The following is a 14,407-nucleotide window of genomic DNA, read 5'->3' as shown; positions in this document are numbered from 1 at the left end:
TCGATTTAACCGAGATACAAAATTGATACTAAACCTAAAACTGCTATAAAAATCCATAAAAACACGCCTTGTAATAAAGGCTTCACTCCTACTGATTTTAGAGTATTTACATTTAATGTTGCTCCTATTAAAAACAAGGTTATTGTTAATCCAACTTTAGCAATATTTACAATATGCGGCGCAATTACTGCTGTTGCAGGAACATAACTATTTAAAAGCATAGCGACAATAAACAAACCTATGAAGTAAGGAATTTTAATCTTTGAATTTTTACTTTTAAAAATTGCAGCTGTTAAAATGGAAATTGGAATAATCCATAAAGCTCTTGCTAATTTTACAGTTGTAGCGATTTGCAAAGCTTCGACTCCATATTTATTTGCCGCACCGACTACAGAACTGGTATCATGAATAGCAATCGCACACCATAATCCGAAATCTTTTTGCGACAAATCGAGCTGGTGACCAATAAATGGAAAAACGAATAAGGCAATTGAATTCAAAATAAATATTACTCCTAAAGCAATTGAGGTTTCATTTTCGTTTGATTTTATTACTGGCGAAATCGCTGCTATAGCGCTTCCTCCACAAATTGCAGTTCCGCAAGATATTAAGTGAGATGTTTTTTTATCCGTTTTCAGCCATTTTCCTAAAAAAGTTCCTAAAATCAAAGTACTGAATATAGAGAATACAGTTAGTAAAAAACCTTCTTTTCCAGCCGAAATTGCACTTGATGCATTCATTCCAAATCCTAATCCAATAACGGAGAACTGCAATAAAAATGTGATTGCTTTACCATTGAATTCTACAAATGGATTACCAAATATGTTTACAATTACAACTCCAAACAATAAAGCAATTGGTGGTGAAATGATCGAAAATAAGCATAAAAAGATAACAGCTGCAAAAATGGCTTGTTGTAAGTAACGATTAACTTCGAATAATTGTGAGGCTGTATGTTCTTTTGTTTTCAAAATAGAATAATTAAAAATTTATTCTGCAAAGTTCTATTCTTTTACACAAAACTCCCAATCGCAAATTACAATCGACTATAACTTCAAGTTATAATGATTTGATATATTTTGGATAAAGAGCTCTGATAAGGAATCAGATTTACCTAACAATGTGATGATGTAAAAGTATCTTTCTACAGATAACTTCTCTACATCTAAGACCGTTAATTCTTTATTTTTCAATTCTTTACTAACCGCATGAATAGACATAAAGGCAAAGCAGTCTGAATTTAATAAATACGATTTAATACTTTCGGTACTTCCTAATTGCATTTCGATTTGCAAATCTGAGAATTTTAAACCTGCTTTTTTCAATGCATATTCTATAACTTCAAGTGTTCCAGATCCACGTTCACGTGTTATGAATTTCATTGATTTTAAATCACTTACCGAAATTTCATTTTGTTTTACAAACGGATTATTGCTATTGCAGACTAAAACCAATTCGTCTTTTAAAAATGGAATATACTTTATGGATTGATTTTTTGACTGTCCTTCGACAATTCCAATTTCAATTTCTTTGTTGATTAAAGCATTTTCGATTTGTTCTGTATTTCCGTTTAACAAATTGACTTTTATGTCTTTTTGTTTTTGATGAAAACGAGCCAAAACGGGAGAAATAATATATTGTGAAATTGTTGTACTTGCTCCCAATCGCAATAAACCTTGGCGTTCGTTTATAAAAGAACTCATTTTAAAATCGATCTCGCGATAAATTTCAAAGATCTCTTTGGCGTGTTTTAGTAGAATTTCTCCAGCTGGAGTTAAAGCAATTTTAGAACCGTTTCGCTCAAAAAGCTTTGTTTTATAGGTTTCTTCGAGTTCTTGAATATGCTTAGAAACAGCTGGCTGCGTAATGTATAGCTCTGTTGCCGCTTTAGTAAAATTAAGGCGGAGCGCAACGGTATAGAATACTTTTAGCCTGAAGTCCATGTTTTGTTTCTAAAATTTATTGATTCATTCAGTCAAAATACACTTTTGCTGTTTTTGATTCAGAATCATATCCAATATAAAGTTTTTTTTGTTTAAATTCTTTAATATCCTGATAAGAAAAATTTTCTCCTATTTTCTTTGATTCACAAACACAAAAATTTTGATCTTTATCAACTCCAAATTGTATTAAAGTTCCTTTTCCATTATTTGTAATTTCGTATTGTGACTTAGATAATGGTTTAATTTTGTCACAATCTCCAATATTATTTACACTTGGAATTCCAATTTTTACTAAACCACCTTCTTTTTTATCAAATTTCAAATAATAAAAAGATTCTAAATTAATGGCGTTATTTCTTATTTCAGGTGTAACGAATATATAATTAATGGATGGAAAAAAGCTGCTATTGTACCGAAACTTACTATACTCTGTAAAATCATTCACATAGTTAGGCAGCTCTTTGAAAGCATAAGTTTTTTTATATGAGCTTTTAGAATCTACTTTTGAAAAAGAAATATTTTTCGTTTTATATGACGATTTAAAAGTATAGACACTTTTATCCTCTAAAGAGAAATACGCAAAAGAGCCTTCTTCTATTTGTTTTCCATCAAAATAGATTTTCTCATAGTTAAAATCATTAAAAAAAGGAATTCCCTGAGAATTTACATAATCAGCAATATTTGTTTTTTTAAAACCTCTTTGAGTTTTCAAATCAGAATCAAAAACAAAATAACTTGCAAAATAATTGAAAGTAGACTTATTTAATAAATATATTGAATCATTAATATCTTTAAAATAAGGATCTTTATAGATTTCTCCGTCTTCTATTCTTATTTTATTTAAAATTTTTCTTCTATCTAAATCAATTTTATAAAACATATAAAACATCTTACTATTTAAATTTAGCTTCTCAGAATTTAATACATATAAGTTGTTCTCCTTTAAATATGTTCCTATAATTTTAGACTCAACTTTTTCATCAGATCTTAATTCGATTACATTTTGTGAGTACAATTGCAGTGCAAAAGCCCAAAAGAATATGACAAATATTTTTTTCATAAATAGCAGGCTGTCAAAATAAAAATTCTAAAATTACAACAATCCGTTATATTTCCTAACAAACCATTCCGTCGTTAACAAAGCCGCAATTAAAATCAATAACCAAACCCAGTCAATTATTGGAGTTTTTGTTGAAACATTTTTTTCAATCGATTTGTACTCTTTACTTTCTAAAAGCTCTTGAATCAAATCATCGGCTTGATCTTCAAAGAACGCTTTTCCGTTGGTTTGCAGTGCTAATTGTTTCAGTTTTGCTATATCAGGATTTACAAACTGTTTCTCAATGTCAAAATCTAAAATTTCAAAATGACTTGAATACGATGTATTTGAGTTTAGTTCTTTTACTGTAAAATTATACTTTCCTGCGGTTAATCCCTCTAAGTTTACGGAGAAAGCATTATTTCCTTTTAATAAATCGTAGTTTTTTACTTGTTTGGTTTCGGCATTTGTAACGGTAATTGTTAGTCTTGCTTTTTCATCAAACTCATAGTTTTTATTAAAATATTGTGCATTGATTATAATTTCTTCTCCTGAGTTATAGAAACTTTCGTGTGCTACAACAAGAGATTTCTTTGATGTTGATGTTGCTAAATACTGAATTATTTTATCTATAAATACATCATACTTTTCAAATGACTGATTGTCGATATGACTTTGCAAACGCCATTTCCAACTGTTTTCGCCTAAAAGAAAGGCTGTTCTTTTTCCTTGATTTTCGGCGAAAGCCAACAAAGGAGCATTTGTAGAAACGTTTCTAATTTTTGAAGAAAGTAAAACAGATACATTTCCGTTTGTGGAAATTGTTCCGAATAAATTTTGCAATGGCGGGAAATTTTCGAAACCAATATTATCAACCGCAAATAAATTAAACTGTGATTGAAATTCAGATAAATAATCTTCGATTTGTCCGCTCATTTTAAAAACCAGATTATTCTGCTGTTGGTTTAAAAAACTAAAATCGGTGTTGTTTCCTGTAATAATAAATGTGTTTCTTCCGGCTTGTTTGTTATTGTCAAAAACTGCTTTAAATGCCGATGTCGGCTGATATAAAACTAAAACAGATGCTTCTTGCAGCTGGCTGATATCATTTGGCTTAACCAATATTACTTTGCGTTGTGCATTAACTTCGATTGAGCGTTTTAAAGCAGCTACATCTGGATGATTTATGGCTGAAACAATTGCTATGGTAGATTTTTGATCAATTATTTCTACCGCAAAGTTCTTAATATTATTATAGCTGTTCTTTTCTTTTGCAGTTGATGAAATACTGGCTTTAAATATTTGCAATCCTACTTTATCAGCTGGTAATAGTAAATTTAAAGCTGCTGTTTTTTTAGATGGTGAGAAAGAAACTTTCTCTTTTGCAACAACGGTATTTCCCTGCGAAATTGTAAAATCGACAGTTGTAGATTTATCGCCTGCATATTGAAGAAAAACTTCCACAGGAAATTTGTTCTTATGAAAGGCGTATTTATTTACGTTTAACTGATTTATTTTTAAATCAAGAAAAGTGGTTGTATCTCCTACAACCAAAGGATAAACTTTATTAACAGGATCAAATCGATATACGTAATCGTTTCCTGTAGTTTGATTTCCGTCAGTAATAATTACAGTTGGGAAAATCAGATTTTTGTTGATGCTTTTTAAATTCTTTGCAACTTCGTCTAAATTGGTTTGTTTGCCCTTGAAGTCAAATTTATCTGAAGCCTTAAAATCGGCATCGAATTGATAGGATTGAATATCAAATTTTTCTTTTAATGCTGGATTTGAAATTAGCTTTTGATATAATTCAGCTGTTTTTTTGTCTGCTTTTAATGCGGTTATTGAACTTGAATTATCGACAGCAATTGCCAAAGGTGTTTTGGTAATCTCCAACGAACTTTTTGAAATTACAGGGTTTATAAGCAACACCAATAATCCAAAAATGGCTAGAAAACGTAAAAAAGCCAAAAACCAAATCAGATTTGATTTGTTTTTGGCTTTAAAAAAATATTGAAAATACGATAACCCACCCGCTATTACTAAAGAAAGCAATAATAATAAAATCGTGTTTGTAGTCATATTTTATTTTGGTTTATAGTTTTTAGTTTATCGTTTTTGGTTCTGAACAATAAACAACAAACCATAATCAATTAACATATTAAGTAAGCATTCCTCCGCAAACATTAAGCACTTGTCCTGTAACGTATGCACTCATATCTGATGCTAAGAAAAGACAAGCGTTTGCAACATCTTCAGTAGTTCCTCCGCGTTTCAACGGAATTCCGTCTCTCCATCCTTTTACTACATCTTCTGGTAATTTTGCAGTCATTTCTGTTTCAATAAAACCTGGAGCGATTGCATTACAACGAATGTTACGTGATCCCAATTCTAAAGCTACTGATTTTGTAAAACCAATTGCACCTGCTTTTGACGCTGCATAATTTGTTTGTCCTGCATTTCCAGAAACTCCTACAACAGAGCTAATATTAATGATAGAACCTGCACGCTGCTTTAAAAACGTTTTTTGAATTGCTTTTGTCATATTAAAAACTGATTTCAAGTTTACATCAATTACTTGATCAAAATCAGCTTCTGACATACGCATTAACAAGTTATCTTTTGTAATTCCTGCGTTGTTAATCAAAATATCTACTGTACCAAAATCAGCCAAAACTGCATCAACAAAAGTTTGTGCTTCATTAAAATCGGCTGCGTTAGACTTGTAACCTTTTGCTTTAACTCCTAAACCATTTAACTCCGCTTCTAAAGCTTGAGCAGATTCTACAGATGAGCTGTATGTAAATGCTACGTTTGCTCCGTGTTTAGCAAAAACTTCTGCAATTCCTTTTCCAATTCCTCGGCTCGCGCCAGTAATGATTGCTACTTTTCCTTCTAGTAATTTCATATTGAAGTATTCGTTTTTATTTTTTGAAATACAAATATAGATTATTTGGGCGTTTAATAAAATTTGTGATGAAAAATTTGGGATGGAATGGGCTTTAACTTAAAAACAAAAAAACCGTTTCAATAGTTTATGAAACCGTTTGAAAAATATTTTTTATTCGCACTCTATACCATCAATTGTAGCTCTGCAAATTGGCTCTCTTGGTTCTGCTGGTTCTATAGGCGGAAGCATAATACATGGACCATTATAAGGATATGGCGACCAAGATACTATACATCTCTCAAGTCCGCCAACTGTGTGTTTTAATTCATTTACATTTAATACTTCAACTCCTTTAAAATTCAAAATTGTTTTTAACATAATAATTAGGTTGTTTGATGTTTTTGTTCTCAATCTTTTTAAGTCTGTTGAGTTTCAGACCAAGAAAAAGACATATCTATCTCATTCTCAAGTATAAATATAAGAATATTTTTCTTTTTAAATTCAAAAATATAATCTTATTCTTAAAATAATATTAAAAAAGCAGTTCGAAAAAATGAACTGCTTTTTATCCAAAATACAAAAAAGTAAAACTAAAATTAAAACTGTGAAGGATAGTTTGAGTTAATGAGAAAAAACAAAACTACCATCATTGCTGCTGCAATGAAAATATTGTAAACTGATATTTTAAAGTATTCTGTACCATCTATTTTATCCTCTTTTCTTTTTCTTATAAGATCAAAAATTATAAAAGGAATCATTATCACTATTGCCCCATAATAAGAATACCTTACGTATTCAGGAAAAACTAGTGATACTATCAAAACCATTACAATCAGAAATAATGAAATAATACTTGGTAATGTTAGATACTGTTTCAACATATTCGGAATTTTTAAATGATTAGATTTTAATTCTAAAAATTAAACCTTTATATCTCTTTACATGAATTTGTTTAAAAGAGCAGCTCAAAAGATGAGCTGCCTTTTATTCAAAATATAAAAAAGTTAAAAATTATTGAAATGCATAAGTAGTTAATCTAAATCCGCTTGAAGCTCCTGAGAAAGTGTAAATTGCATTTGATGCATTGTACTTGAAGCTTTCTTTTTTAACATACAATCCTTTAGGATCAAGTAATTTATCATCTAGATTTTTCAAGAATGCAGGCGCTGGTGTAATTGCTGAACCATTATGCCAGAATGTATTTTTTAGAATTATCGTTTTATTCGCAGCATCTGCCGTAATACTTACTCTATGGTAAATAATAGGTTTTCCACCTGTAAAAAGATAAATAATCTCTCCTACTCCTCCTGGAGAAAAACTAAATTGAATACGTGAAACTTTCTGGTTTGCAGGAAGTGATGCGTTAACTTCAGCTAAAAGTGCCTTGAAAAGTTCCGAATTCGTAGGTGCTTCGGTTAAATTTGGTGCTATATAACCAAATGCATTTGCCGGGCTTCCTGCAGCTGGGAAAGCAACTTTGTAATCATCTGTTAAGATTGGAGGAACTGTTGTAAATTTAATTGTTGCAGATACTCCACCTGTTCCAGTTGCAATAAAAGTATTACTTACGCTGTCGTATACAAAATTTGTTAAACTTTGACCTTTAACTACTAATGCCGGTTTTACTGTAGCGCCTGTTGGTGTAAATGCTAATGCTAAATTTAGAACATCATTAGAACCAGTCGCTAAAGATGCTGCGGTACCAAAACGAGCATCAGAGTTATAATCAAACTGATAGTTTTGTATAGCAGAACCATCATTTACTACCAATAATCTGTATAAAGGACTTGTTATGTTTCCTGTTATTGCTTCGATTATTGGTGTGTTTTTTGGTAAATCAGTCCAATCTTGTGGTTTGGCTTTTACAAATCTTAATTCATGAAAATTTCTATTGGTTCTAAAAATAATTTCTCCATTTTTTTGACCGTAATAGAAAAACTGAAAGTCTCCTAAATATCCTTTACCAAAAAGCGCTGCTGTTGGAAAATTATTAGACTCAGATAAAAGATGTATTCTATTGCCTGTTGTAAATACTAAACTTACTGTACTTCCTAACTGAATTTCGTACTGGCTTTTATAAACCGATGTATCGTCATCAAAATCTGATGCCATGTCTACTTTTCCATCAGGAGTAAACTTAAACAAATGTGTCCAGCCTCCTAATTGTGTACTATCTGTATAATAAACGGCTTTCCATCCTTCTGCAGATGAAAGCAATAAATCATTTAGTTCTTTTTTCTGAATATTTAAACGTTCAGTAGGTGTCTGCTCAAATTTCTCGTCAGCTTCCGTGCTTGTACACGCACCTAATAGTATTGCCGCAAAAGCAACTATCAAATACTTATATATATATTTTAATTTCATAATATCAATTTTTAATACATTAATTAATGCTCCTTATTAATACTCTTAGTTTGCGATTACAGCATCTGTATTTTTTTGCGCTTCGTCTCTTAGAGCATAAAAATCCATATTAAAAGCATCTTTATAATATTGTACAACAATTGCCTCTTTCTTTTGAATATTAGCTTTACCAACAGGATCAGTAATACTTGCCAGAATTGCAGCATACTCAGCCTTAGAACTTGTTAAAATTACAGAAGCTGTTTCTGCAAAATCTTCATAAATATTTAATCTTGCATAGCTTGTTATAAAACCTAACTCTCTAGAATCTTCAATTTCTTCAACATACCAGCTAGTTGTATAACCGCTTGGTGTTAATTTTGCCCAAGCCTGTTCGTCAAAAGGTTTAGTTTGATTTAAAATGTGTACATACTCATGTTGAATAGTATGAATAAACTCAGTCACATCTGGTCTGCTTTTTTTGTTTAGATAATCTACTTGAAAAAGAGTCACTCTCTGACCGCCTTCAGCCAATCCTAATGTTCTTGTACCATTTGTGTTTAAGTTCATCCCTCCTACCAGAACAAACTCTCTTGGAGCAATTTTCTTTACGAAATTTGCACCTCCAATAGTTGTGTAACTGTCAATCCAGATTTTTTTAACTACTTCAAGAGCTGGTTTCACTTTATCAATAGTTGGCGGAAATAAATAACGAGTATTATCCACAAGGTTTTGGTTCCATTCATAATACACTTTGATATTGTAAGGATCTAAAAAACCAGTATCAATCCACTTGTCTAATTCTGTTTTATTTTTCTGCGAAAAATCTAATTGACTTTCTGTTGGCTGATCTTCATGTGCGCAGGCAGTAAACAACAATGATGTTGTAATTAATGCAATCGCTTTATATCTTTTTAATATTTTCATAATAGTTAAAATTAAATTTTTATCTAGGATTTTTTTCTATTCCATTGTCAGATGCTCTAGCTGGAATTTGTAATGCTCTTCTTTTATCGTCTTTTTCCAAAACGTTATGTCTCACTACTTTTCCAAACTCAAACGTATCATGTGTTACCACAAGATTAAAACGTTTGATATCAAACCATCTCAAACCTTCATGTAAAAATTCTCTTCTTCTAGCTTCCGCAATTGCTTTTATATAAGATGCCTGCACTGGCGTTAAAGTATAAAAAGGAGTAAACTCATTAGCAATCACAGGGTATTTTGCTACTACTTTGGCTTCTGTTAGTTTATCCGCAGCTGGATTATATCCTGCTGTTTTGGTTCCAAGGAAATATTCTAATTCAGCGTTAGCTTCTGCAATTTGATTATTCATAACATGAGCTTCGATTCTGTTCAAGAAAAACTCATCATTACTAAAAAGCACTGTACTTGTAAAAGGCTCTCCAACTCCTGTAGTTAGATTAGTTACTTTGAAATATTCATAAAGTTTAGGCACTAAAACTGTTTGTCCTCCTTTATATTGACCTGCCGCACGAATTAACCAAGGTTTAGCATAAATATTAGTTGCTGTTCCTAAAATTTCATCTGATCTGTTTCCGGCAAGAGTAAATCTATAAGAGTAACTTCTTCTCCAAGTTGAATTTGGATAGGCTACTAACAAATTAGCTACTTGTTCCGCTCTAGAATATTCTATAGGCATTTCCTCATAAGGAACTGCATTAAAAGCAGCATAATCTCTAAGTCCAGCTGGTCTCGTACCTAAGTCTTTTGTATATTCCAATACTTTGCTCCAATCTCCTTTAACTAAATAAAAACGGCTGGCAAAAGCTTTTGCTGCAGTAACATTAAAGTGATATTTTACTTCTTTGTAATCACTAGTAACGTATTTCATTCCTTCATTAATATCATTTTCGATAAGATCAAAAACTTCTTTTACAGAATTACGTTTGTACTGTGCTAATAAGGCTCCTTCTGGTTTTGTAACATATGGAATACCTAAATCTGTAGCTGCGGTTGCAGGATTATATCTATTTGACCATAATGAAACTAACATAAAGTGAGAATAAGCTCTTGCAATTAATGCTTCTCCTTTCTGAGGATTTAAACTAGCTGGACTGCCTAATTCTTCAATTGCCGCTAATGCTTGATTTGCTGATGCAATTGCACTATAAGAAGCGCTCCAAAAAGACTCTTCGGTATCAAGTCCTAATTGCGTTTGCATTTCCCAGTTGTAACTTTGTTTATTATCTAAGTCAGAATTCGGTAACGCACTGTCAAATACATTATCAGACATTGTTTCTGCTATCCCCATATATGTTGCATTAGGATAAGCAGTTACTAATATTTCTGAAATTTTTTCAGGTGTATTTATTTGCGTTCTATTATCTGGTACTTCTGAAAGAAAATCATCGCAGCTACTAATACTAATTACTAATAGTAATGAAAATGCTATTTTTATATTTTTCATAATTAATCTTATTATAATGAAACATTTAAAGTAAATGTATACTGAGAAGTGATTGGGAAAGCAACTCCTCCTGTATTACGAAACTCAGGATCTTGTCCGTGTAATCTTTTATCAGAATAAATCAACCATGGATTTACCGCTGATCCTTTTAAAGTAAAAGTGCTAAGTCCAAGTTTTCTTTTAAAATCTTTAGGAAACTCCCAGCTAAGCGAAATATTTTTCAATCTCACAAAATCACCGTCAGCAACCCTTACATCAGAAAAATTATAAGTATTGTACGCAATTTGTAAATCGCTTTCTCCGTAATTTCTATTTAATATTCTATCTGCGATGACAGGAACATTTGTAACATTCTCGTCTCCAGGATTAATCCATCTATTAGTAAACTCTTTAGTAAAGACGGTTAAGTCGTTATATTCATTACTATAAACTGGATTTAAACGTACTTTATTTCCTCCTGATCCTACGATGAAAACATATAATGACCAGTTTTTATAAGTAAATGTATTTGCAAAACCAATAGATTTATTTGGCTCAATAGATCCTTCATACTTAAGATATTTCATAACATCGTTAGTATCCTGAAAGTTTGCTTTTGTAATATTATTCTCTGCTCCGTCTTGCAAAATAAAAGTTGGCAATCCTTGATTATTCAACCCTGTAAATTGGTAAGAATAGATTGAGTTTCTAGGGTGTCCTACTGTATTTCCTCCATTAGAATCAACCAAATCAAATGCTGATGGTTTGTTTGCTAATTTTGTAATATTTTGATCATAAACTGAAAAATTCAATGTTGTTGACCATTTAAAGTTGTCAGTTATAATGTTTTGCGTCGTAAATCCAAGCTCAATACCTTTTGTTTCCATATCGGCATTATTACCTTGTTTAACAGATTGTCCGCCAACACCAGAAGTAATTACATAATCTATTAAGTCAAACGCTTTACGTCTGTAGATATCTGTTGTCAATTGTATTCTATTATTGAACATACCTAAATCTACTCCAATATTAGTTTCATACTGTTTTTCCCATGTCAAATCTTTATTCTGTAAATCTTCAATTCGTATAGCATTTTCTCTATCCGAAAGATTAAAACGGTCTGTGATAAAACTTTTGTAGATTGCTAATGAGTTTGTAGCTGGACCAGCTGTTGCTGTAAGTCCATAAGAAGCTCTTAATGCCAAAGTATTGATAGACTCAACATTTTTCATGAATTTTTCTTCAGCAACATTCCATTTTCCACTTACTGTGTAAGTTGGTAACCATCTTGACGATCCTGTATCACCTTGTCTGTTAGATCCATCGTAACGACCTGTTAACGAAGCTGTATAACGACGATCATAAGTATATCCAACTTTTCCAAAGAAACCAACAGTTCTCTCTCTTTCAGCACCAAAATCGTAGTATGAGTCTCCTCCATTTACAATTTTCTCAATTATTTTAGGATCAATAAATGAAGTTAATCCTTTGTCAAATTGAATACCAACAGCTGTAAAATTGTCATTGTTTCTATCTACAGATCTAAGCTCTGTACCAAAAAAACCTTCTACTTCATGTTTTTCATTAAATGTATTTCTGTAAGTAACACTATTTCTAATATTATAAGAAGTCATGTCGTTTGTGAATTTTCTTAAAAATCCTCCACTTGGTAAAACAGAAATTTTTGGCGCCGTTAAATCGTTTGGATTTTGATATAAAAACACGTTGTCTTTTTGTATTTGTGTATTTACATTATCCCCAACACCTGCATTGTATGCCGCAACTACGTTTGAATTTTCGTAAATTTTATGCTCTCTTGAAGTATTTGCATAACGAGCAGAACCTGTTAAATTATACGTCAAATGTTTATTGATTTTATAATCTAAATCAGCTTGAAAACGAATGTCGTTTACTTTTATATCCAATGTATTATTAGCCAATTCATTTACAATATTCATTGGTGCCCAGTTATTTTGGTAGTATTCATAATTACCATTATCATCATAAGGTCTTAAAGTTCTGCTTGTACTTAAAACATAGTTGAATGGATTTATATCAAAATCTCTGTTTACTTTACCAAAAACAACATCTTTTTGACTCTCATAAGATCCTGGTGCCTGCTGATCACGCACAGAACCCATTGTAGATAACGTAATATTTAATCTGTCGTTTATAAAAAAAGTTCCTTTTATGTTTGATGTTAATTGTTTTACATTGTCTGCAATAGTCCATCCTGGATCTGTATAATATCCTAATGAGGCATAGAACGTATTATTTTTTCCACCGCCAGAAAAACTTAATGAGTGGTTTTGGGTAATAGATGGTCTAAATAAAACACCAAACCAATCTGTATTTGCTAATTCATATTTCTTTAAGAATTGGTTAATATTTGGCTGGTCGTTTTTAACTCCAAATTGACCATTTGAATCATTATAGCGATTAATCTCTTTTGCAAGAATATTATAAGCACCACCAAATCTACCTGTATATGAAGAACTTAAATCAAGATATCCTTTTTGTTTCATTTCCTGAAAAACACTCATTGACTCCTGAGAGTTTAAGATATCGTATTGTGTATAACTAGGTACAGTTCTTACCGTATTTTCAACAGAATAAGTTACTTTTAACGGAGAATCTCTACGTCCTTGTTTAGTTGTAACAACTACAACTCCATTTAACGATCTAGAACCATAGATTGAAGTTGCAGATGCATCTTTAAGAATTTCAATACTTTGAATATCGTTTGCATTTAAACCCGCAACAGATGAGCTTAATAATGTTGATGAATTTCCTGAAGCCAAATCAGCAAATGAAACATTAATGATGTCTTCCTGAACAACACCATCAATTACCCATAATGGCTTTGTATCTCCAAAAATAGAAGATGATCCACGTACCGTAATTTTAGGAGTAGTACCAAAAGATCCTGTAACATTTTGTACGGTAACCCCTGCAGCTTTTCCTTCGATCATTCTGCTTACGTCAACAACACCATCAACTTTCAATTCAGCACCAGAAATTTTGCTGATCGCCCCTGTAAAGGTTCTTTTTGATGTTTTCTCATAACCTGTAGTTACGACAACTTCTTTTAAGTTTTGTCCTACTTCACTAAGAACTACCGTTGGAGTAGTATTAGATATACCTATTTCTCTAGTTTCCATACCAACGTAAGAAATAACAAGCTTATCAGAGTTTGAAGGCATCTCGATAGAGAAATTACCATCAAAATCTGTTAATACAGCAGTTTTTGTACCTTTTACCATTACTGTTGCTCCAGGAAGAGGGCTTCCGCTTGCATCAGTTACTTTTCCTTTGATAATTGGTCCTGCCGTTAATACTTCAAAAAGTGAATCATGATTATCTGCACTTGCAAACGGATCTTCGCTTGTTGTTTTTTGCAAGATAATTTGATTGCTTACTTCTGAAAATGCAATATTAAAAGGCACTAATATTCGACTAAGAATACTAGATAAAGTCTCTTGATTTGCCTCAATACTAACCTTTCGGCTCAATTGAGGAAGTCTTGAATTATACGAAAATTTTACATGTGCAGACTTTTCGATTTTAGACAAAGCACTATCAAGAGTCAAATTCTCAACTGTAATTGTAACTTTTGTATCTAATTTCTTTTGCCCATTTACATTATTTGCCATAGCAAAGCTTGAAAACACAAGTGCTAAGACAAACTGAAATAGTGTTATTTTCATGATTCTATAGAGTAATCGTTGTTTAACAACTGGTTTTTTCATAATTTTGATTTGTTTTGATTAATACTTATTCGA

Annotated in this window: 10 protein-coding genes; all 10 read right to left on the bottom strand. The window is 31.6% G+C overall.

What is annotated here, in order from left to right; genetic code table 11:
- Positions 1-5: 5 nt before the first annotated feature.
- Entirely contained in the window at positions 6-971 is a 966-nt protein-coding gene (locus ACHRVL_RS14400; RefSeq protein ID WP_395413903.1) for a YeiH family protein, read from the bottom strand.
- Between the two features lie 75 nt (positions 972-1,046).
- Positions 1,047-1,943, bottom strand: a complete 897-nt coding sequence (locus ACHRVL_RS14395; protein WP_395413900.1) for a LysR family transcriptional regulator — start codon at positions 1,941-1,943, stop codon at positions 1,047-1,049.
- Positions 1,944-1,971: 28 nt separating this feature from the next.
- The gene (locus tag ACHRVL_RS14390; RefSeq protein ID WP_395413897.1) at positions 1,972-3,003 is read right to left on the bottom strand and encodes a hypothetical protein; all 1,032 of its coding nucleotides are present in this window, start codon (positions 3,001-3,003) and stop codon (positions 1,972-1,974) included.
- Between the two features lie 33 nt (positions 3,004-3,036).
- Positions 3,037-5,064 carry a hypothetical protein gene (locus tag ACHRVL_RS14385; RefSeq protein WP_395413894.1) on the bottom strand — a complete coding sequence of 676 codons (2,028 nt, stop codon included), beginning with the start codon at positions 5,062-5,064 and terminating at the stop codon, positions 3,037-3,039.
- Positions 5,065-5,143: 79 nt separating this feature from the next.
- The gene (gene fabG, locus ACHRVL_RS14380) at positions 5,144-5,890 is read right to left on the bottom strand and encodes a 3-oxoacyl-[acyl-carrier-protein] reductase (RefSeq protein WP_089055474.1); all 747 of its coding nucleotides are present in this window, start codon (positions 5,888-5,890) and stop codon (positions 5,144-5,146) included.
- A 153-nt stretch (positions 5,891-6,043) separates the two neighbouring features.
- Positions 6,044-6,250, bottom strand: a complete 207-nt coding sequence (locus ACHRVL_RS14375; RefSeq protein WP_395413892.1) for a hypothetical protein — start codon at positions 6,248-6,250, stop codon at positions 6,044-6,046.
- 633 nt (positions 6,251-6,883) lie between these two features.
- A complete protein-coding gene (locus tag ACHRVL_RS14370; protein WP_395413890.1) occupies positions 6,884-8,236 on the bottom strand; it encodes a DUF4302 domain-containing protein in 1,353 nt (450 codons plus the stop codon).
- A gap of 45 nt (positions 8,237-8,281) precedes the next feature.
- A complete protein-coding gene (locus ACHRVL_RS14365) occupies positions 8,282-9,142 on the bottom strand; it encodes a putative zinc-binding metallopeptidase (protein WP_395413888.1) in 861 nt (286 codons plus the stop codon).
- 19 nt (positions 9,143-9,161) lie between these two features.
- Positions 9,162-10,646, bottom strand: coding sequence for a RagB/SusD family nutrient uptake outer membrane protein (locus ACHRVL_RS14360; RefSeq protein WP_395413886.1), 1,485 nt, complete (start codon positions 10,644-10,646; stop codon positions 9,162-9,164).
- 11 nt (positions 10,647-10,657) lie between these two features.
- The gene (locus tag ACHRVL_RS14355; RefSeq protein ID WP_395413884.1) at positions 10,658-14,374 is read right to left on the bottom strand and encodes a SusC/RagA family TonB-linked outer membrane protein; all 3,717 of its coding nucleotides are present in this window, start codon (positions 14,372-14,374) and stop codon (positions 10,658-10,660) included.
- Positions 14,375-14,407: the final 33 nt, after the last annotated feature.

The sequence above is a fragment of the Flavobacterium sp. FlaQc-28 genome (assembly GCF_044007415.1).
GTDB lineage: Bacteria > Bacteroidota > Bacteroidia > Flavobacteriales > Flavobacteriaceae > Flavobacterium.
Note: the sequence above shows the minus strand (reverse complement) of the source record. Positions and strands in the feature narration are given on the sequence as shown.